Origin of the sequence: Pseudalkalibacillus sp. SCS-8, assembly GCF_040126055.1 — a bacterium.
Taxonomy (GTDB): domain Bacteria; phylum Bacillota; class Bacilli; order Bacillales; family Fictibacillaceae; genus Pseudalkalibacillus; species Pseudalkalibacillus nanhaiensis.
The window spans coordinates 1,972,272-1,992,437 of the sequence record NZ_CP143541.1 but is presented as its reverse complement, the minus strand read 5'-3'; the positions used below and the strand labels follow the sequence as shown (position 1 = coordinate 1,992,437).

Annotated in this window: 19 protein-coding genes and 1 pseudogene; 4 read left to right on the top strand and 16 right to left on the bottom strand. The window is 41.3% G+C overall.

All coding sequences use genetic code 11. The features are described 5' to 3' along the window. Positions 1 to 156: 156 nt before the first annotated feature. The 4 genes from V1497_RS10405 to V1497_RS10390 form a co-directional block, all read right to left on the bottom strand. Positions 157 to 417, bottom strand: a complete 261-nt coding sequence (locus V1497_RS10405; RefSeq protein ID WP_349407495.1) for a hypothetical protein — start codon at positions 415 to 417, stop codon at positions 157 to 159. A 123-nt stretch (positions 418 to 540) separates the two neighbouring features. Further along, positions 541 to 969, bottom strand: coding sequence for a DUF1801 domain-containing protein (locus tag V1497_RS10400; RefSeq protein WP_349407494.1), 429 nt, complete (start codon positions 967 to 969; stop codon positions 541 to 543). A gap of 126 nt (positions 970 to 1,095) precedes the next feature. Next, positions 1,096 to 2,625, bottom strand: coding sequence for a multicopper oxidase family protein (locus V1497_RS10395; RefSeq protein WP_349407493.1), 1,530 nt, complete (start codon positions 2,623 to 2,625; stop codon positions 1,096 to 1,098). A 118-nt stretch (positions 2,626 to 2,743) separates the two neighbouring features. Next, entirely contained in the window at positions 2,744 to 2,986 is a 243-nt protein-coding gene (locus tag V1497_RS10390; RefSeq protein ID WP_349407492.1) for an SHOCT domain-containing protein, read from the bottom strand. A 195-nt stretch (positions 2,987 to 3,181) separates the two neighbouring features. Between V1497_RS10390 and V1497_RS10385 the strand changes: the two are divergent. Further along, positions 3,182 to 3,280: pseudogene (locus tag V1497_RS10385) on the top strand (YjcZ family sporulation protein); the annotation flags it as partial. Between the two features lie 124 nt (positions 3,281 to 3,404). Here V1497_RS10385 and V1497_RS10380 read toward each other — a convergent pair. The 4 genes from V1497_RS10380 to V1497_RS10365 all read right to left on the bottom strand — a co-directional run bounded on the left by V1497_RS10380 (position 3,405) and on the right by V1497_RS10365 (position 10,066). Then, a complete protein-coding gene (locus V1497_RS10380) occupies positions 3,405 to 4,361 on the bottom strand; it encodes an aminoimidazole riboside kinase (RefSeq protein ID WP_349407491.1) in 957 nt (318 codons plus the stop codon). An 84-nt stretch (positions 4,362 to 4,445) separates the two neighbouring features. Next, positions 4,446 to 5,738, bottom strand: coding sequence for a 2-oxoglutarate dehydrogenase complex dihydrolipoyllysine-residue succinyltransferase (odhB, locus tag V1497_RS10375; protein WP_349407490.1), 1,293 nt, complete (start codon positions 5,736 to 5,738; stop codon positions 4,446 to 4,448). After that, the gene (locus V1497_RS10370) at positions 5,735 to 8,623 is read right to left on the bottom strand and encodes a 2-oxoglutarate dehydrogenase E1 component (RefSeq protein ID WP_349407489.1); all 2,889 of its coding nucleotides are present in this window, start codon (positions 8,621 to 8,623) and stop codon (positions 5,735 to 5,737) included. Before V1497_RS10370 ends, odhB begins: the two co-directional genes overlap by 4 nt. A gap of 318 nt (positions 8,624 to 8,941) precedes the next feature. After that, complete coding sequence (locus V1497_RS10365; RefSeq protein ID WP_349407488.1) at positions 8,942 to 10,066, bottom strand: MBL fold metallo-hydrolase; 1,125 nt, start codon at positions 10,064 to 10,066, stop codon at positions 8,942 to 8,944. A 272-nt stretch (positions 10,067 to 10,338) separates the two neighbouring features. Between V1497_RS10365 and V1497_RS10360 the strand changes: the two genes are divergently transcribed. Both V1497_RS10360 and V1497_RS10355 read left to right on the top strand, forming a co-directional pair. Then, complete coding sequence (locus V1497_RS10360) at positions 10,339 to 10,770, top strand: hypothetical protein (RefSeq protein WP_349407487.1); 432 nt, start codon at positions 10,339 to 10,341, stop codon at positions 10,768 to 10,770. A 197-nt stretch (positions 10,771 to 10,967) separates the two neighbouring features. Beyond that, complete coding sequence (locus tag V1497_RS10355) at positions 10,968 to 11,558, top strand: guanylate kinase (RefSeq protein ID WP_349407486.1); 591 nt, start codon at positions 10,968 to 10,970, stop codon at positions 11,556 to 11,558. A gap of 75 nt (positions 11,559 to 11,633) precedes the next feature. Here the strand turns inward: V1497_RS10355 and V1497_RS10350 are convergent, their stop codons facing one another. Then, the gene (locus V1497_RS10350) at positions 11,634 to 13,592 is read right to left on the bottom strand and encodes an aconitate hydratase (RefSeq protein WP_349407485.1); all 1,959 of its coding nucleotides are present in this window, start codon (positions 13,590 to 13,592) and stop codon (positions 11,634 to 11,636) included. 86 nt (positions 13,593 to 13,678) lie between these two features. After that, positions 13,679 to 14,884, bottom strand: a complete 1,206-nt coding sequence (locus V1497_RS10345) for an MFS transporter (protein ID WP_349407484.1) — start codon at positions 14,882 to 14,884, stop codon at positions 13,679 to 13,681. Positions 14,885 to 15,034: 150 nt separating this feature from the next. Between V1497_RS10345 and V1497_RS10340 the strand changes: the two genes are divergently transcribed. Further along, on the top strand, positions 15,035 to 15,343 hold the full coding sequence (locus V1497_RS10340; protein ID WP_349407483.1) for a hypothetical protein: 309 nt from the start codon (positions 15,035 to 15,037) through the stop codon (positions 15,341 to 15,343). 86 nt (positions 15,344 to 15,429) lie between these two features. Here the strand turns inward: V1497_RS10340 and V1497_RS10335 are convergent, their stop codons facing one another. From V1497_RS10335 to V1497_RS10310, 6 genes are all read right to left on the bottom strand, one after another. Beyond that, a complete protein-coding gene (locus V1497_RS10335; protein ID WP_349407482.1) occupies positions 15,430 to 16,140 on the bottom strand; it encodes a cytochrome c biogenesis CcdA family protein in 711 nt (236 codons plus the stop codon). A 70-nt stretch (positions 16,141 to 16,210) separates the two neighbouring features. Continuing rightward, positions 16,211 to 17,404, bottom strand: a complete 1,194-nt coding sequence (locus V1497_RS10330) for a F510_1955 family glycosylhydrolase (RefSeq protein ID WP_349407481.1) — start codon at positions 17,402 to 17,404, stop codon at positions 16,211 to 16,213. Beyond that, the gene (locus V1497_RS10325; protein ID WP_349407480.1) at positions 17,401 to 17,619 is read right to left on the bottom strand and encodes a hypothetical protein; all 219 of its coding nucleotides are present in this window, start codon (positions 17,617 to 17,619) and stop codon (positions 17,401 to 17,403) included. Before V1497_RS10325 ends, V1497_RS10330 begins: the two co-directional genes overlap by 4 nt. Positions 17,620 to 17,628: 9 nt before the next feature. Further along, positions 17,629 to 19,020 (bottom strand): ATP-binding protein, encoded by a 1,392-nt coding sequence (locus tag V1497_RS10320; protein WP_349407479.1) that lies wholly within the window; start codon positions 19,018 to 19,020, stop codon positions 17,629 to 17,631. Beyond that, a complete protein-coding gene (locus V1497_RS10315; protein WP_349407478.1) occupies positions 19,017 to 19,823 on the bottom strand; it encodes a response regulator transcription factor in 807 nt (268 codons plus the stop codon). Before V1497_RS10315 ends, V1497_RS10320 begins: the two co-directional genes overlap by 4 nt. A gap of 13 nt (positions 19,824 to 19,836) precedes the next feature. Further along, entirely contained in the window at positions 19,837 to 20,142 is a 306-nt protein-coding gene (locus tag V1497_RS10310; RefSeq protein WP_349407477.1) for an AbrB/MazE/SpoVT family DNA-binding domain-containing protein, read from the bottom strand. Positions 20,143 to 20,166 lie beyond the last annotated feature (24 nt).

Sequence of the window (20,166 nt, the reverse complement as noted above, 5' to 3'; positions counted from 1 at the left end):
ATAATAAAGCGTTCTGCTTGTTCAGCAAGACATAATAATAAACACAAGGTATTATTGGGATAAATTAGAACGGTTCCTTATGTAGGTTTTCCGATTACAGGATACTTGGTTAAGATCTCCTTCAGTTCTTTTATTGTTCCTTTTAAGTACGTTTGATCAAAGTTGAATATACTCCTCCATATTATTTAAAACTGCTTTCCCTAGCATTCGTTTTTGCATTTTTTCTATATTTAAATAGAATGTTTCCAGTTCATTCGTTTGTAAAGCAGCTTCGAAATGAGCCTTATAGCCTGGTATACGAATATCGATGTTACATTTTAGCCAATTTACATCCCAAAAATCGGTTGCTTCAGGATACATTCTTTTTATGACGTCAATTACAATCGCTGTCTCATCACCGAGTATGTGGAATTTCATTACATCTGCCCCTCCTTTTCCAACAAATCCCCCTAGAGTAGAGTATTTCCTTTATGGATGCGAACTATTGAACAAATTGCATTAAAAAAGAGACTGTGGTAAACAGTCTCCCTCTTAAAGTATTTATTTTCTTACCTCATATCGTTCCTCTAAAAATTCAATCGATCTTTTGATAAGTGCTTGTAGGACATCCACATCAATATCTGCCACTTTGTTTATATAAACACAAGCTTTGCCAGAAGTATGCTTCCCGAACTCTTTTAACAGTTCCTCACGTTTCTCATCATCACCGACAGCAAAGTACAAGCTGATTTTTGCTTTCCGAGGTGAGAATCCCACAAGTGGAGCGTCCCCTTCATGTCCTGATTCATATTTATAATGGTACGAGCCGAATCCTATAATGCTTGGTCCCCACATTTTCGCCTTATAACCTGTGGTTTCGGTGAAAATATCCAATAGGCGGTAGGCATCCTCACGCTTTTTTGGACTCTCTACATTCTCTATGAACTCAATTACACTATTGTCATTCTCTTTTGTTTTCAATTCATACATAGGTATAATTCCTCTCTTTCAGACTAAGTATTTCTTATCTCTATATTTTCTTTGAAATCGGTTCTATTCCTTTATATTTACCGCAGAAAGAAAGCTCCATCTTATTGATGGAGCTCGAGTTTAGGCTTAATTTGGTTCATTTCCATGTTCTCCGCCTATCTGAAATGGGGAAAAGACTTCCTTGTAATCCACGATTTTCACCATACCCCTGGCAGCATGATTGTTATCATGACAATGAAACAGCCATTCGCCTTTATTATCGGCTTTAAAATAGACGATATATTCTTCACCTGGTTTGACGTGGATTAAATCTTTTACAATCGGTTGCTCGAATTCTTGTCCGTTTTTCGAAGTAACTTGAAATCTGTGGCCATGTAGATGCATCGGATGATTCATATGCCCAGTGTTTTTCAATTTTACTTTTACGACATCTCCTTCCTCCACTTCGATCGGAGGAGTATCTGGAAATACTTTTTCGTTAATTTGGAACTGCATTCCCTCACCCATTTCCATCCCCATGTTGAGGTTCATATCATACGTAACATCCGCATCAGGTATTTTATCAAAAATTAGATTTTCACTCCCAAAAGAAGTGCCGTCTGCTACTGACCTACCTGCTGAAACGTTTAACTTTTCCTTTTGAACTTGACTTCCATTGGAATCGGATATCACCGGAATCTGCAGGTCTTCCGCATTTTCTACGTCAGGGTCTTCCCCGATAACCAGTTTGTCACCTTTCATCGTAAACGCTACATCAATCCGCTCACCTGGTGCAATCTCCAGCACTTTTGCTGAACCATCCGATCCGACAACTGCTTCAGCATCATTTTCAATCACCTTCATCGTTCCTTCAGGAAATACCAAACGATGCTGTTGAAAGCCTGCATTAATGAATCGGAGTCTTGCGGTTTCACCGTCTTTCAATTGTAAAGGTTCAATTTGTTTTCCCGACTTTCCGTTAACGGTGAAGGTATCATACATTTGTTTGGTATCCGCTTCACCATCTCCATCCATGCCACCCATCATCATCCCCGGCATGTTGGACATTTCTCTTTTTTCATCCTCAATGGCCCATTCATCTAAGATGAATACTTTTTCCTTCTCGTATTTTTTCTCCTTTTCTTCTACAATAAATGCTCCGTACAAGCCTTTATCCACTTGTTTTGAACTATGTTGGTGGGAGTGATACCAATAAGTCCCCGCATCATCTGCGATAAATTCATACGTGAAGGATTCACCTGGCTGTACAGCATCTTGGGTCAACCCTGGGACCCCATCCATTTTGTTCGGTAACAAAACACCGTGCCAATGAATCGTTACTGGCACATCAAGCTCATTTTTTAAATTTACTTTCACATAATCGCCTTCGGTAACCGTCAATGCTTCACCAGGGACCGTTCCGTTATAGGTCCAAGCTTTTACTGTTTTACCATTGTCGATTTCCCATTCTTTTTGTTCTGCTGTCAGGTTGAAAGTTTTGACTTCTCGTTCACCTGTTTGTTGTGTTCCAATGTTCATGATGCTTGTACCGCCTTCGGTTACCCCATTGGGCAGCGTTTGGGCACCTCCACTGTAAAATGGAGATTGATAAAAGACCCAAAAGCCCAATGCTACTAAAACAACAATGAGAACCGAGCCGATTATTTTTTTGTTCATCTTGTTCACCTCTCGATTCTTAGTATTCAGAGCTACTGTACCCTGCAAATGTGGAGAAACTATGAAGGGATGACGCAAATGTAAAGACTGCATGATATACATCATACAGTCCAATATTTCACTCTTCTAATTTTCGCTTCATTCGATCATATTCTTCTTCTGAAATTTCACCTTTTGCGAGCCGTCTTTTTAGGGTTTCATGAGAAGTTTCAGACGAATGATCCTCACGATGTTTTGGTTTGGATCGGAACATCCATACAGTAATGAAAATGATAGCAAGAATGATTAATATAAATAGGATTCCGTACCCGAAAAATCCTCCCCCCATCATTCCACCATTCATGCCTCCATCATCCATCATCACGATCAGCTCCTTTCCATCTCAATATACCCATTCCCCGATAGGTATATCCTAAACTAGTAATCGTAAAACCGTTATTTTTGTAACTCAACCACAAAATTATGCCCATTTTATAGAGTTCATAGAATAATAGCCTGTCCTTTTAACGAAATTTTACATATACATATTACGTATACCTGAGAGGAGGTCAAGTAGATGTGTGATAAAAAACATGGCTTTAAAGGTAAATCTTTTGCCTTGATTGTAGTCTTGTTTATTCTGTTGATTATTGTGGGAGCTTCTTTCACTGGCGGTAAGAAAAAATACAGCAGTGGTTCATACGATGGATGCTGCTTCTGGTAGGATATGAAAAAGAGGGACAATGGGTCCCTCTTTGATTGCTTTATTAGGCGTGTTTCTTGTACATAACCTTTTTCAATTAATTCATGTCTTCAAGATGCTGGTTGACCTCTGCTAAAGTGGGGAGTGCAGTCATCGCTCCTTTTGTCGAGGCGGCTAAAGCTCCTGATACGGAAGCGAATTTTGCTATTTTTACAGCCTCCTCTAAGGTCAATTCATGAGGTGCTTCATTATGTTGATCCAATGAATAGAGGATACCTGACATGAATGCATCACCAGCACCTGTCGTATCAATGGCTTGTACGGGTATCCCTGGTACATGTTCATAGCCATTCTTCATACAAACATAACTTCCCTTTGCCCCCAATGTGACAAGTAACATTGGAATGGAATGGTGGAGCATCAAACGATTCATTCCTTCAACGATATCATCCTCCCCCGTTAAAAACTGAAGCTCTTCTTCAGAGACTTTCAAAACATCGACTAGATTAAGCATGGATCGAATTGTCGTTTTGGCGGTTTCTTCAGAGTCCCAAAGACTGAGCCTGAGGTTCGGGTCATAGGAGATGAGAAGGCCATTTTCTCTTGCTAATCGTACAGCATATTCGGTCGCCTCTTTAGATGGATTGCTAATAAGGGATATGGAGCCGAAATGGAGGATTTTATGATTTGATAAATCCTCTTGATTGATTTCTTCTCGGTCAAGAAAACGATCAGCACTTGGGTTGATATAAAAGTCAAAGCTCCGTTCACCATCTTTTCCGTTCGTAACAAATACTACGCCTGTACGATGATCCTTAGACAAAGACAAATGGTGCGTATGAACCCCGTATTGGGTAAACGTATCTTTTAAGAAATGACCAAGTACATCGTCTCCTACTTTACCGACAAAGGTTGATTTCGCTCCAAGTCGAGCTGCTCCAACCGCAACATTGGCGGGTGCTCCCCCAGGGCTCTTTTGGTAGGTACTGTTTGATTCATCCAAAGGGATGAAATCGATTAATGCCTCACCAAGTGACAGTATACCTCGTTTCATAGTCTTTCCCCCCTTAAGTCGCTCAGCTTAAATGTCATACAAATAGAGACTGACCAATATGGCCAGCCTCCAGGTAAAGAGTAATTATCCTTCTAATAATAGTGATTCTGGGTCTTCAAGCAGTTCTTTCACTTTTACAAGGAAGCTTACTGCTTCACTTCCGTCGACAATTCTGTGGTCGTAAGAGAGAGCAATATACATCATTGGACGGTTTTCCATACGTTCTTTATCAATCGCAACCGGACGCCATTGGATCTTATGCATACCAAGGATTCCGACTTGAGGAGCATTCAGGATCGGAGATGACATCAATGAGCCGAATACGCCACCGTTTGTAATTGTAAAGGATCCACCTTGTAGTTCATCCAGCGTCAATTTCTTCGAACGCGCTTTTTGAGCCAGATTCTTGATTTCCTTTTCAATGTCGGCAAAGCTCAACTTGTCCGCGTCTCGTACGACTGGAACGACCAGTCCTTCCTCTGCACCGACTGCAATCCCGATATCGTAGAATTTCTTAAGGACGATTTCATCGCCTTGAATTTCAGCGTTCAGTCTCGGGAATTTCTTTAATGCAGCTACAACAGCTTTTGTATAGAAGGACATATAGCCAAGTTTTACATCATTCTGCTCAAGGAACTGCTCCTTACGACGCTTACGAAGGTCGTCGATTGCAGTAAGGTCCACTTCGTTATACGTTGTCAGCATCGCAGCCGTTTGCTGTGCTTCAACAAGCCGTTTTGCGATCGTCTGACGACGGCGGGACATCTTCACTCGTTCTACAGGCTTATCAAATTGTTGCTGCTCAGAAGTGCTTGATGCTTTTTTCTCTTTAGACTGTTTAGGTTCAGAGCTCTTATCAGACTGAGACTGCTCTGCATGAGCACGGACATCATCTGAACGAACTCGTCCTAATGGATCGCTTGGTTTCACTTTATTCAAATCAACACCGAGTTTACGAGCTAGCTTGCGTGTTGCAGGAGATGCCATTGGACGGTCCGTATCATCCTGTTGCTCTTCATCCTGGTTTTCTTCTGCTTTATGCTCGGCATCATTTTTACTAGCACTTGGGGTTTCGTTTGTTTTCTCTTCTTCTTTGGAAGCTTCTTTGCTTTCCTCTTGATCGGATGAACTTGAAGCTTCTCCGTTTTCATTGAGTTTAGCGATGACTTCACCGACTTCAACAGTATCGCCGGCATCTTTCAAGAACTCCTCGATGACACCATCGTTTTCTGCACTAACTTCAACGTTGACTTTGTCCGTTTCTAGTTCACAGACAGGGTCCCCTTTGCTGACTTTATCTCCTACGTTCACTAACCATTCTGAAATCGTTCCTTCAGAAATCGATTCTGCAAGTTCTGGTACTTTGATATCACTCACGATACATTACCTCCTTCAGTTGTCACAGTGTTCGTCTGTTTCAGGTTCAGTGCTTGATCTAAGATTCGTTCTTGTTCTTTCTTATGAACATCTGGCTCTCCTCCAGCAGGACTGGAGCGGTCTGGACGACCAATGTAAGAGATGGTGACGCGGTTGGAAGCAATCGATTTGATTCTGGATTCCACGTAAGTCCAAGCTCCCATGTTCTTCGGTTCTTCTTGTACCCAGATAATTTCTTCTAGGTTTTCATACTTCTCCAGGTATTCAATGATTTCGTCCTCTGGGAATGGATAAAGCTGTTCAACACGAAGAACGTCTACCCAATTCCAATCTTTATCATTGGACTCCATTGCAGTCTGGAGATCAACGGCCACCTTACCTGAACATAAGAGTAGGCGTTTAACTTCCTTTTCTTTAACATCATGTTTAGGCTGTCTCATGACAGGCAAGAATTCTCCATCGCTGAATTCTTTCGGAGCGGAAGAAACGCGCGGGTTTCTTAACAGGCTCTTTGGAGTCATGATGACGAGAGGACGAACTTCATCCTTATCCAAGATCGCAGCTTGTTTCCTCAAAATATGGAAGTATTGAGCAGCACTTGTCAAGTTTGCCACTGTCCAGTTGTTTTCAGCCGACAGCTGCAGGAATCTTTCTAAACGTGCGCTTGAGTGTTCAGGCCCTTGACCTTCGTATCCATGAGGAAGCAAGAGGACCATTCCTGATTTTTGTCCCCACTTAGCACGTCCTGCAGAAACGAATTGATCGTAGATGACTTGTGCAGCGTTTGCGAAATCACCGTATTGAGCTTCCCATAGTACCAATGTTTCTGGCGCAATGACATTATACCCATATTCATAACCGACAACAGATGCTTCTGATAGTGGGCTATTATGAATCGCAAAGGATGCCTTTGCTTCAGGAAGGGTGTGTAACGGCGAGAACGTTTTGCCCGTTTCATGATCATGTAGGACAAGATGGCGTTGAGCGAACGTACCTCTTTCCGAATCCTGCCCGGTTAATCGAATCGGTGTACCATCCTTCAATATACTTGCATATGCTAACGTTTCAGCTAGTGCCCAATCAACCTTTCCGTCATCAAGCAAGGCTTTTTCACGACGCTTCAAGATTTTTTCGAGTTTTGGATAGACTTTGAAATCTTCAGGCCATTCAAGTAAACCTTCATTCAACGTTCTAAGTTCATCCAATGCAACGGATGTTTTGACCTTCGGAAGACCATTCACAATTTCCTCTGGCGTATTTATTTCATTTACTTCATCATCATCATCTGTATGTTTTTCCACTTTATCGTACTTGGCTTGAAGCAATTCTTGAACATCTTGTTCCATTTTCTTGGCATTCTCTTCATCAATGACTCCATTATTTTGAAGAGTCGTTGCATATAGTGAACGGACAGTGTCCCGATTATTCACTTTATTGTATAGCCTTGGATTCGTTGCGTTTGGATCGTCCATTTCGTTATGACCATAACGGCGATAGCCAATGAGGTCGATAAGGACGTCCTTCTTGAATTTCATGCGATAATGATATGCTAACTTAATTGCTGCAATACATGCTTCTGGATCATCCGCACTAACGTGGATGATCGGAATTTCAAATCCTTTGGCTAGGTCACTTGCATATTTCGTAGACCGCGAATCCGTACTTTTTGTTGTGAATCCTAACAGATTGTTGGCGATGATATGCACAGCACCACCAATCTTGTAACCCGGCAACTGACTCAAGTTAAGCGTTTCCGCAACGACACCTTCGCCAGGGAAAGCCGCATCCCCATGAATGAGGATGGAGAAGGATTTCGAGACATCCTGTTTCGGATAACCAGCTTCACTTCGGTCTTCTTGTGCGGCTCTCGTGTACCCTTCAACAACTGGATCGACATATTCCAGATGACTCGGGTTATTGGCCAGGGTCAAGACTGCCGGTTTAGAGGTTCCTTCTTCTATTTCACGGTTTCCGCCTAGATGATATTTCACATCCCCTGTCCATCCATAGTTTATTCCTGTAGAACCTTCAGATGGGACAAGCTCTTTGTTCGGAGAGTGGGCGAATTCTGCAAATATCTTTTCATATGGCTTACCAAGCACATGAGCGAGTACGTTCAGACGTCCTCGGTGCGCCATGCCGATCATGACATTCTCTGCTCCATCCTTCACCCCGTCCTGGATGATGCTATCGAGCATCGGGACCATGGAGTCGAGTCCTTCAATCGAAAAGCGTTTTTGCCCGACGAATGTACGGTGCAAGAACTTTTCAAAACCTTCCACTTCAGTAAGGCGCTTCAAAAGCCCCACTCGATCCTCTGATGACATTGATGGGAATACGGAACCGCTTTCTACCATGTCATACAACCATTTTCGTTCCTTTTCATCATGGACATGACTGAATTCGTACGCTAATGATTTCGTGTAAATTTCCTTCAGTCGTGAAATGGCTTCATATCCGTCTCTAATATTGTCAGGTGCTTCACTCCATACAATATCAGCAGGAATCGCCTTCAAATCATCTTCAGTAAGTCCATATTCAGCAGGATCTAAAAGGTGTGAATCCTTTTCTATGTCACCTAAAGCATTTGTTTCAGCAGCGAGATGTCCGTAAGTACGGATGTTCTCGACTAGTTTGACTGCAGCGACCACCTTCTTCATTGTCGCAGCATCCTGTTTCATTTCGCCATGATTAGATGAAGGCGTTGGACCAACTTCATCTTCTGAAGTAGGTGGAGGTCCCCATTTATCGAAAATTTCTTTTAAGTTAGGTTCGACCGAATCAGGGTCAGATTTGTATTGGTCATACAATTCGATCGCATAGCCAAGGTTTGGGCCGGATAATCCCTGCCACGGCTTCTCGTTGTTTGGTCCTTTTGTAGCCATTTCATAATACCCTCCTAGTACATATGGTTTAACACTTTTTTGACCATTTTCATTCGTCTTTAATTAATAAGAAATGACAAAGGTTTTCGAAGCATAATCTACTCTTTAGAATTCCTTATAATGCAGTAAACTAAACTTCCTAGACCATAGTAACATAACAACGCTTTCAATGGACTAGAAAGAATTCAATTTATGATAAATTTCGAACAAAAACGACATTTAACATAATATAAGGGGGATGACTTACGTAAGTCATGCCCCCTTATATTCTTTCGTGAGTATTTTATGATATTTGGTATCTTTCCGTCACTTTCTTGTTCAGCTTACAGCACAGCGGTTTGGTCCTACTTCCATCTCTTGCTTTTCCTCTTCGTCAGGGTCTTGTTGGCCCATGTTCGTTTTGCGGATCTCTTCGTGGCTGTTAGGTTGTGGTGGCAGGTTGTCTGTTACCATGTGGTTGAATGTTTCAGCGTCTTCAATTTGTAACCGTTCATTCTTCTTATATAAGTCCTTTAATTTATCATGTACGCTACCATCTTCATTCATCTCACTCATCTCTCCAAAATGACCAGGTAAAACAGTCAAGTCATCAGATAGTTTCTCGTACCGCTCATAAAGGGTCTTCCGAAGGTCATCAACCCATTTATCCGCTTTTCCAGCAAGATCAGGGCGTCCGATTGATTCGACGAAAAGGATGTCACCTGTTAATAGGTATTCATCATCGACGAGCAAGCTTGTACTTCCTTGTGTATGTCCTGGTGAGTAGATTGGATTGATGATCGTGTCGCCGATGCTGATGTGTTCGTTTTCCTTAAGAGACTGATAAGAGAAAGTGACTCCTTCATCATCGCTAGGTGGGAACCAATAGGATGCATCTGTTGCTTTGGCGAGTGAGTAACCTCCCGAGATATGGTCTGCGTGAAGATGTGTGTCCATTACGGATTTAATCGTCCATCCTTTATCGTTCGCAAAATCCTGATAAACATCAATCATACGATTGGAATCAATGACGGCTGCTTCACCATTTGATTCGATAAGATAAGACAAACAACCTTTTCCGATCCGTACGAATTGATAGATGGAAGCGCCCTTTGAAGTATTCCCGATTTTGATCGGTTCAAGGTGTTCACTCCAAGCAGTCATTCCACCTTCTACATACGTAATGTCTTCTACTCCAGCTTCTTTCAGGTGATCTACAGCTTTTTGGGATGAAACCCCTTTGGCACACATGACATAAATCGTCTGATCGCTAGGGAGTTGTTTCTTGACCCCTTCTACATCCTCTTTTAATTCATTAAACGGTATATTCATACTTCGTACCGACGTACCTTCTACGGACCAGTCTTCGTAATCCTCTTGTTTCCGTACATCAAGAAGAAATACATCTTCCTTTTTCAAAACCTTTTTTGCAAGCGTGTCCACAGAAATAGGTTCCAGAGCCATGATATCAACCTCCTGGTAATTCATTTCATTGAAATAGTTTGCCCTTACCTGTCTTATAAATGCTTACATTTTGATGATACCCTGGTCCGTATTAAGAAAAACATTCTATGATACAGATGATAACGAAAAAGCAGTTCCATCCTGTTCTACAAGGATTGAATATATAGGGAAGCAGGCTAATATGCTGGCTTATTATTTTGCAAGAAAACAAGCAGCCTTGACATACAATAGCTTAAGCATATGACGATTCCTACTTGAAGGAGGTCTTCTTGATGAGGCAGAACAATATGTGGGAGCCCGCTGCTACAGCCATCAATCGGAGTCTTTATGGGGAATTGATGGTTTGTTCGATGAGTACGCAATTATTCTATATCCCAGAGACAGCAAATTTGAAAGGAAACGAGCAGATGCATACTCACCTGGTTCCTGCTTCTTACCACCGTGTGACAGCATCCGGGGCTGCACTACGTTTAATGAATGGCAATACATCAGAATCATTACTTCAAACCTATATTGGTTGTATCAAAAACGCTGAAAAGCAGGATAAGGAAGTAAGAAGCAATCTCATGATCATGCTCGATGATTCACCAAACTCCTATAAAACCTTCATTGAAACAATCATTCGTTGGCAAGATTATGCTGAATTTCATTTAGAAGATGCGAAGCAATCTGCCATGAAAATCACAGGGGACAATGTTTGGTAGGAGGATTAAAATGGACTGGGCAATTGTTTGGCATTTCAGTTCCCAAACCAAAAGAAACCTATTGTTTAATAAAAGCGGGTGACCATACCGTTCAAGTACAGCGGTGTTGGTCACTTTTTTACTTTAATAAAGACGTATCCACTAAAAAATGGTATAATAATAGACAGAAATTTCAAAAAATAGAAAGGTGGTATGAGATGCATTCATTTGATGAAGAACAGAAAATCTTCATTTACACTGGACCTGATGGCTCTGGGCGTAAAACGTTGGCAAGAATGGTGGCGACTGTCTATGATATGGAAACGGTACTTTCCTATACGACAAGGAGTCCAAGGCATTACGAAACGGATGGGAAAGACTACCACTTTGTAAGTGAGGAAACGTTTCAAAAGATGAAGCAGAATCGTGAATTTATTGAATCTGTCGATATAGATGGATTTCAATATGGGATTCGCGAACAAGAGATCAAAAATGCATTCAAACATCATCGACTCCTCTATTTAGCACTCAATCCTGAAGGTGCCGATAAATTAAAGCAAATGTTCGGGGAGAAAGTGATCCGTATATTTGTATACGCAGACAGGGATACCGTCATACAAAGGCAAAAAGAACGGCAAGATAGCGACTCAGATATCACAAGACATATGAACCATTATGATGAAACAATGTCCTATAAGACAAAGTGTGAGCATACATTTGAAAATTACGACCTGCCACAGGTTTCCTACCAAATCAGTGAGTTGGTTGAATCATATCTTGACAGAGATTATATTGAATCAGATTATTAATACAAAGAGGGTGACCCAAAATCTTGAGAAATGATTTTGGTCACCCTCTCTACGTTTATTCACTGTTAACAGATATTAACTCGTGTGTGATTCTTGTCTCTTTCTTTCCCAGTTGATCAAACCGCCTTTCAAGACGATATCCACTTGTCGCTCTGATAAATGATGCTCGATTTTAAAACGTTTATCTTTCTTTTTCAGCTGAACGGTCAATTCATTACCAGAATTCAACTGTTCTTTCACATCAACAATCTCCAAAACATCCCCTTCTTCTAAATCCTCGTAGTCCGATTCATCAAGGAATGTAAGTGGGAGTATGCCGAAATTCACAAGGTTCTGCCAATGGATACGCGCAAAATCCTTGGCAATCGCCACCCTTAGACCAAGGTAACGTGGGGCCAATGCAGCATGTTCGCGACTTGACCCTTGACCATAGTTGTAACCACCAATAATGGCATGGCCGCCTTTATCACGCACGTCCATCGCGCGTTCGTGATACGATTCATCCACTTGTTCGAAGGTGAATTTACTGATTTCTGGGAGATTGCTTCGAAAAGGTAGTACACGTGCGCCACCGGCAAGAATCTCATCTGTCGAAATATTATCCTTCATCTTCAGCAGGACTGGGATCTCTATTCGATCTGGTAGTTCTTCCATTTCAGGTATAGAAGCGATGTTCGGCCCCTTCTCTAATTCCACTGTTTGTGATTCCTCTTTAGACAGCGGCTTTTCAAGCAGGGCGTCATCAACTGTCGGTTGGTCCTTATCTATCACTTTTGGGTAATCCATATCTAAGCTGCGTGGGTCCGTGATTTCACCTGATAAAGCAGAAGCGGCTGCAGTTTCAGGGCTGCATAAAAAGACACTGTCCTCTTTCGTACCTGATCGACCCGGAAAGTTTCGAGGTGTTGTACGCAAGCTGTTACGGCCTGTTGCAGGAGCTTGTCCCATACCGATGCATCCGTTACACCCCGCCTGGTGCAGTCTCCCTCCTGCTGTCAAAAGACTTCCGATATGTCCGTCATCAACTAGATCACTTAACATTTGTCTTGAGGTCGGGTTAATATCAAACGAAATACCTCTGGCGATTTTTTTGCCCTTCACGATTTCAGCAGCTATTGCGAAATCCCTGTAACCTGGGTTAGCCGATGAACCGATATAGGATTGATAAATCGGTTCTCCGTCAACCTCTCTTACAGGTACGACATTTCCAGGGCTTGATGGTTTAGCAATTAAAGGTTCAAGTTCAGAAAGGTCAATTTCTTCATATTCATCATATTCAGCACCTTCATCAGCTACGAGTTCAACCCAATCCTCTTCCCTTTCCTGGCTTTTAAGGAATCGTCGCACTTCATCGTCAGACGGAAAAACCGTTGTTGTCGCGCCAAGCTCTGCACCCATATTCGCGATGACATGTCGGTCCATCGCCGAAAGGTTTTCCAATCCAGGTCCATAGTATTCAATGATTTTACCGACGCCACCTTTTACATCGTGACGCCGTAACATCTCGAGGATGACGTCCTTGGCACTCACCCAATCTGGCAGTTCTCCTGTCAATTTGACTCCCCAGATTTCCGGCATCTTGATGTAGATCGGTTCACCAGCAATCGCCATCGCTACATCAATTCCGCCAGCTCCCATGGCCAACATTCCCATACAGCCATTTGCGCATGTATGACTGTCCGATCCTAATAATGTTTTACCAGGTTGAGCTAACCGTTGCATATGCACAGGGTGGCTAACACCGTTGCCAGGTCGACTGTAATATAATCCAAATCGCTTGGTTGCACTTTGTAAAAAGACATGATCATCGGGGTTTTTACTATCTTCCTGGATAATATTATGGTCTACATATTGTGCGGACACTTCAGTCTTTGCATAATCCAATCCCATTGCTTCCAATTCCAGCATTACCAATGTACCCGTAGCATCCTGCGTGAGGGTCTGGTCAATTTTCAGTCCGATTTCACTTCCAGGACGCATCTCTCCAAATACCAGATGGTCCTTGATCAGTTTTTGCGAAACGTTCAATGCCAATGGAATTCCCTCCTTCATGATTTACGAACCCATAGTCTATAAGTCCTGTTCCCCAATGAAGGAGGAATTAATCGTAAGTATAAAATTTAAGGCATGCTTGCAATTCTGCGTTTTCGCTCTAATAAAAATAACGTTATTACAATGCCGTTTAGACTTATAAAAGCCAAGGTAAGGAAAACAACGTTAACAGAAGACTTCAGCAAAATCGATACGACAGGAGGACCGAGCGCTACTCCGATAAATCGAGTACTGCTATAAAACGACGTGATCGTCCCTCGCTCTTCTTTTTCAATCCCTTCTGTAATCAATGCATCCAGACAAGGTAAGGCAATGCCGATTCCTAATCCAGCAATAGATAAAATAAGGAGAATCATGAAAAGACGATCCACCCATACCATGCTAAACAAGGAAAAAGTCGTGATTACTCCACCTGACAGAACCAAGTGGTGCATGAGTGTGGTTTCTTTTCCAATTTTCCTACCTGTCACATAAGAGGCTAAACAAAGTATGAGAAGGGGAATCGCAAGGTAGATCCCTTTCATCACACCTTTAATGTTGTAGGTCGACTCTAATACCAAGGACAAATAGATTAAAAATCCGAATAACACGAATGTATTGATGCCACCAATGATTAAGACACCTGAAAGCCAGCCTTTGTTACGCGAGAAGGTCTTCTTGATAAGCTTTACGAAGGCTGCAAAAGGAATCGGTTCGTTCTCTGCCTTAGGTGGTTTTACAAAAAGAATCATAAAACCGATTGCCACTAATGAAAGGATTGGAACTGACCAAAAAGGGATATGCCATGCCCAAATGGCAAGAAATGCGCCCAATATCGGACTTAGAACTTTTCCGAATGTGTTCGAGGTTTCAATCACTCCAAGACCTGCACTAACCTCTTCTTCGCTCTTGAAAAGGTCTCCTACTGTCGGAATAACGACAGGGAATGCTCCAGCTGCACCAGCGCCTTGTAAAAAGCGTCCAATAAGAATCATGCTGTAGGGATCCTCCATTGCAATCGAAGCCCATCCACACAAGATGCCACCGATTCCTACAAGGATCAGACTTGGTATAATGATTTTCTTACGGCCGAAGTGATCAGATAAATATCCCGCAATTGGAATCAAGAAAATCGCAACAACGGAATAGATGGTAATGATAAGGCTGGATTGAAAAGAGGAGATGTTAATTTCTTTTTCTATAATCGGCAACACCGGAATGAACATGGAGTTGCCGAGTGTCATCAATAGTGGAATAGAAGCTAATGCGAATAGTGCCCAAATGTTCTCTCTCATCGTGGTCCGCTCCGAATAGGATAGTTGGATTCATATCTATGCTTTCAACATTTTTACCTATCAGAATGTAAATATGCATGCTGTAAAAATTGGATTAGGATGGTGTGTCCGATATAATGGAGAGTATAAGATATAAAGGGGAAATGAAAGTTGAATTCAAAAGATCTTGAAAAGAAAATCATTGATAATTATCAGAAAGACGAGCATATGATGATTCTGGTCTTTGCCCAATGGTGTGTCAATCATGACCTGGATCCACATGAAGTATATGTAAGAGCATATCCTGATCAGGAAAAAAATCCTGCACTTCGACAAGCCATCGAACTGACCGTATCGAAGGAAGAAGCTGAATCCATTCCAGATCAAACTGTACTCGGTGTTCTGTCGTTATTCGGCAATGATGATCTCGCTATTGTCGTTAACGAAGAAATCGAGAATCGAAAGCAAAATAAGCAATAAGGATTTAACATATGTGACGAGCCCGACAATAAAAAAGAGGATGACCGGATCATTAAATAGACATTCTGGTCACCCTCGTTCTCTCGTTAAAACCCCGTGAAACCACCGAAAACATTGTTCGTTAAATAAGACGTAATCAGCGTCATCCAATCCATGTAGAGAACGATTCCCATTAGAATCATGGTGTAGCCCCCTACCTTCATAAATGTGCGATTATGCCGCTTTATCCATTTCATTTTTCCAATAAAGAATGCCATAAAGAAAAACGGGATTGAAAAGCCGAGAATATAGGCCAGCATATACATTAGCCCTGCTCCGGGGTTTGAGACACTCAGTGCAAGTACAGCTGCTAAAATTGGACCGGTACAAGGTGTCCATCCGGCAGCGAATCCTAGACCGATTGCACTTGAACCGAGATAACCTGTCGGACGGTTACGGAAAGTCACTTTCTTATCCATCATCAAAAACTTCGGTTTGAAGACTCCCAGAACGACTAACCCCATCAAGACAACTAATATCGCTCCAAGCTCTCGTATCAAATCATTATATTTCAGAAACAGGTTTCCAAATACCGATGCTGATAAACCAAGTGCAATGAAGATGAGTGAGAAACCTAATAGGAAAAAAAGGGTATGCAAGATGGCACGTTTTTTCAACATCCCATTTCCTTCTTTCAGCTCATCAACTGACACCCCGGTTATATAGGATAAAAAGGCTGGATACAACGGTAAACAGCATGGCGATATAAAGGAGAGGAAACCTGCACCGAATGCTAAGAAAATATTTAAGTCCGTCATGCTTTCCCTACTTTCTATGAAGAGTACTAATCAATCGAAAGAGACCTCGGTTCCCGAGATCTCTTCTCAATCATTCCATTTCAAGGGGTTTGCTTTCCCCTTCATCTGCAATTTCATTCCAGGTTTCCCCTAGGTCCTCCGTTAGGAAAATATCTTTGTTTCCGGTAGCAAGAGCGATCGTTTCCGAATTTGTAGGATCCTGTGCAATATAGAGAATATAATCTTCCTTTTCTACCGGATTGAAGAGGATTTTTTGGTCCTTTGATCCAAGGTCGTACGTCATGAGCATGATACCGTGCTTTTGATGCTCATTCATGCCTACTCCACCTACAATCAGATTTCCACCTTCATTAAAGTTGATTGCAGTCACTTGAACATTTTCAATCACCTTTTTGAATGTCTTACCAAAGTCTTCAGACAGATAGACACCTGTCTGGGTACCTATGGCCACTACATTTTCCTTATCAGGATGTACGGTCATTGATGTAGGATTGTCATCTAGACCTGTCATTTCAGATTGAGTCCATGATTTCGTGTCATCCAGTGAATAATAAAGGCCTATTTCATCCATTTTGGAATTTTGTTTAGGATTGAATACATAGATAGCATGGGACCGGTAACCGACAGCCATTCCGTGGAAATCCATTTCTCCGTATAGATCCAACGGTTCCAACTTTTCATCTGTATTTGTATACTTGACTACACCTAAAGGATTTTTTCGATTTGAGCCAGGTGATGGATGACCGCTGCTATAAAATCCATCGTCCACTTTCGAAAAGCCCATGTAATCGTTCTTCTCTATGTCAGCAACTGACCAACTTCCATTTTCAAACACTTTGATACCATCATGTGCTGGTACGTATAATTGTTGGCCATTATCAGTAAATGCTAAACCGTGGATGTCCGGAAAAGATACGGATTCGCTCTCTCCGTTTGTGAAGCCTTTCATGCCAAGGGAAATGACAAGAATAATCGTTGAAACAATCGCTAACCAAATAAAATATTTGTTCTTTTGTGCCAGCTTCTTTCTGCGATTTCTCCCTTCGCTCGTCTTCACATGCGTTCCCTGCATTTTCTTCCTGGTGAAGTAGATCAACACTGCAAACAACACAATTAAAAATATAGCGAAAATACTTGTGTAATCGAGTAGATTATCGATTAACAATTCTTTCTGATGCTCTTCTTCCGTCCCGTGAGCGAACGCTTTGGTAGGTAAGATGCTGAATATCGTGAGTATATAGAACAGAGATCGGATAGATTTCATTCTTTCGTTCCTTTCTTTTTCTCTTTAAGTAATAGAAGTAAATAAACAAGTCCAACGAGTAGTAAAGGGACTCCCATGAGCAAACATAAGTGTATGAATGTAAAGAAATAAGTATGCATCGGCTCCGGGCCCAGCATATGAGTAGCCGAAATCGTCAGACAAATAATACCTAGCAGAATGATAAAAATAACTAAGAACCATTCTCTTGCTTTCATGGTGCCTCCTTATGACGTAGAAAGTGGAAATGACAGAGTAAACTTCGTACCCTTGTTCATTTCACTTTCAACATTAATGGTCCCATTTTGTAATTCGACCAATTGTTTTACAATGGTTAACCCTAACCCTGTGCCGCCTAATTTTCTTGATCGAGATTTGTCCACTCTATGGAAACGTTCAAAGATATATGGAAGTTCCTCTGGTGGGATGCCGACACCTGAGTCTTCAATTTCCACAATGAGTTTTTTTGGAGTAGCCCATGCACGGAACTGGATACTACCCTCTTCTGTTTCTGTATAACGAACTGCATTTTCGAGTAAGTTGGTTAGAATTTGCTCGATTCGATGACCGTCTGCAAAGATTGGTGGTAAGTTTTCTTCAATGGCAGACTCCAGTTCAATATTTTTATCTTGTAATTTGATTTTTATTTTCAGGAGTGTATTTGTGAATAGTTCATTAAGATCGAGTTTTTCACGATTCAACTCTACTTTTCCTTCTTCCATTTTTGATAAGTCGAATAAATCTTCAATAAGTCGGATCATTCGTTGTGTTTCCTCTTCAATAATGGTCAAATACTGATTCTTTTCTTCTTCAGATTGATATAACTCTTTACGAAGTACAGTTGCATAACCATTGATATAAGAAATCGGTGTTCGTAACTCGTGCGAAATATTCGCGAAAAATTCCTGCCGATTCGTCCGGATCCGATGGATGTCTCTAGCAAGATCATTGATGGCTTTACCGAGAGACCCTAACTCATCCTTCGACGATAGTTTAAGGCGAACATCAAGATTTCCTTTTGCAATTTCTCTGGTCGCTTTCTCCATTTCCAACAATGGATCAGATAATTTTCTTGAAGCGATGAACGTAAATCCGAGGGCAAGCAAAAAAGCACCTATTCCAGACAGAATGAGAAGATCTTTTACTTTTTTTATGGACTCCTGGATCCCGTCTGTTGAACCTAATACAAAAATAGACCCTATATGTTCACCGTCTTGGTATATCGGGTGACCAGATCCTAGATAGGTCTTCTCGTCTTCTTCTTCCGAAAAGGTTTTACTCAATTTCCTGCCTGCTAATAACTCTTTCTTTTCACGTTTCGTGAATGAAGGGTTCTGTATCCCAGAATTCACAATCACTTCACCAGTTGGTCTTACGATGATGACTTCTTTATTCGTAAGCTCTGCAAGAGTTTCAAAGATACTCAATATCTGTTGGTCGTCAAGTGTCTTTATCGTACTCGCATATTTAGCAGAAAGCTCATTGATTTCCTCTTTTATTTCACTGTAATAGAAATTTGAAAAGATTTGGCTCGTCACATATCCTAAAGGAATGAGTACAACCAAGAAAAGAATAATGATGGTACCGCCCAGCTTTAATACGATTCGGTTGAATTTCATTGTTCTTCCTCGACATTATTGAACTTATACCCTACTCCCCAAACCGTCTGTATCGGGTTATAGCTCAGGCCGGCTTTACGGAGTTTTTCACGAACATTTTTTACATGAGTATCCACAGTTCGTAAATCTCGATAATCATCAAGTGACCAAATTTGATCCAAAAGCATATCACGGGTGAAAACTCTTTTCGGTTGTTTGGCAATCAAATACAATAAATTGAACTCTTTCGGAGTTAACTCCACATGCTTATTTTTTATTCGGACTTCTCGACTATCATAGTTGACCGTGAATTGAGGTAATGCGAGATTTTTGCCCACTTCTTCGTCAGTGTTGTGTATTTTATTTCTGCGAATAAGTGCCTTCACTCTCGCCACTAGCTCCTCTGGTGCAAATGGTTTGACCAAATAATCATCCGCACCTAGATTCAACCCTTTTACTCTGTCTTTAACATCATCTCTTGCCGTTAACATTAGAATAGGAATGTCCTTAAACTCTCGAATGGATTTACATACCTGCCAGCCATCTATTTCTGGCATCATGATATCAAGAATCACTAAGTCATACCTATGGGTACATACAAGATCAATTGCTTCCATACCATTCGTAGCTTCATCAATCTGGTAGTTTTCACTTGATAAATAAATTTTCAAAAGGTTCCTCATGTTCCATTCATCATCAACAACTAATATCTTGCCAAGCATAACCAACCCTCTTTGCTCCGTATTCTGTTCAAATTGTAGTAGTAAAGTGTGAATTTTGTATGGAGATATTTCAATTGTTGTAAAAAACAACGAATCATACAAGCCTTACCTCCGATTATGCCTGAATCGGAGAAAGGATGATCTGATTAAAAAGTCGATCAACTGTTACTTTGAATTCTTCAATTCCTTTTTGTAAAAAGTATTGACGAACTTCAGCCGGCAGATAGAGTGTCCCATCTCGACCAATTATACTGACCATACAATCTGGAGCAAGCTTGTCATTCTCGATTATAATATGGTTTTGATTCCTTTCTATTTTCACCAGATCACCAATTTGGATATTCAGTTCATTCCGCCATTTTTTCGGGATGATAAACATGCTCCGTGAATGGATATTAAAGAATTTTACAGGATTTTTCATGTTACTTAACCTTCCCTCTTGATA

Excerpts from the sequence above, each read along its gene's own strand:
- V1497_RS10405 (WP_349407495.1), bottom strand. The coding sequence starts at position 417 with ATGAAATTCCACATACTCGGTGATGAGACAGCGATTGTAATTGACGTC.
- V1497_RS10400 (WP_349407494.1), bottom strand. The coding sequence starts at position 969 with ATGTATGAATTGAAAACAAAAGAGAATGACAATAGTGTAATTGAGTTC.
- V1497_RS10395 (WP_349407493.1), bottom strand. The coding sequence starts at position 2,625 with ATGAACAAAAAAATAATCGGCTCGGTTCTCATTGTTGTTTTAGTAGCA.
- V1497_RS10390 (WP_349407492.1), bottom strand. The coding sequence starts at position 2,986 with ATGATGGATGATGGAGGCATGAATGGTGGAATGATGGGGGGAGGATTT.
- V1497_RS10380 (WP_349407491.1), bottom strand. The coding sequence starts at position 4,361 with ATGAAACGAGGTATACTGTCACTTGGTGAGGCATTAATCGATTTCATC.
- V1497_RS10370 (WP_349407489.1), bottom strand. The coding sequence starts at position 8,623 with ATGGCTACAAAAGGACCAAACAACGAGAAGCCGTGGCAGGGATTATCC.
- V1497_RS10365 (WP_349407488.1), bottom strand. The coding sequence starts at position 10,066 with ATGGCTCTGGAACCTATTTCTGTGGACACGCTTGCAAAAAAGGTTTTG.
- V1497_RS10360 (WP_349407487.1), top strand. The coding sequence starts at position 10,339 with ATGAGGCAGAACAATATGTGGGAGCCCGCTGCTACAGCCATCAATCGG.
- V1497_RS10355 (WP_349407486.1), top strand. The coding sequence starts at position 10,968 with ATGCATTCATTTGATGAAGAACAGAAAATCTTCATTTACACTGGACCT.
- V1497_RS10345 (WP_349407484.1), bottom strand. The coding sequence starts at position 14,884 with ATGAGAGAGAACATTTGGGCACTATTCGCATTAGCTTCTATTCCACTA.
- V1497_RS10335 (WP_349407482.1), bottom strand. The coding sequence starts at position 16,140 with ATGACGGACTTAAATATTTTCTTAGCATTCGGTGCAGGTTTCCTCTCC.
- V1497_RS10330 (WP_349407481.1), bottom strand. The coding sequence starts at position 17,404 with ATGAAATCTATCCGATCTCTGTTCTATATACTCACGATATTCAGCATC.
- V1497_RS10325 (WP_349407480.1), bottom strand. The coding sequence starts at position 17,619 with ATGAAAGCAAGAGAATGGTTCTTAGTTATTTTTATCATTCTGCTAGGT.
- V1497_RS10320 (WP_349407479.1), bottom strand. The coding sequence starts at position 19,020 with ATGAAATTCAACCGAATCGTATTAAAGCTGGGCGGTACCATCATTATT.
- V1497_RS10310 (WP_349407477.1), bottom strand. The coding sequence starts at position 20,142 with ATGAAAAATCCTGTAAAATTCTTTAATATCCATTCACGGAGCATGTTT.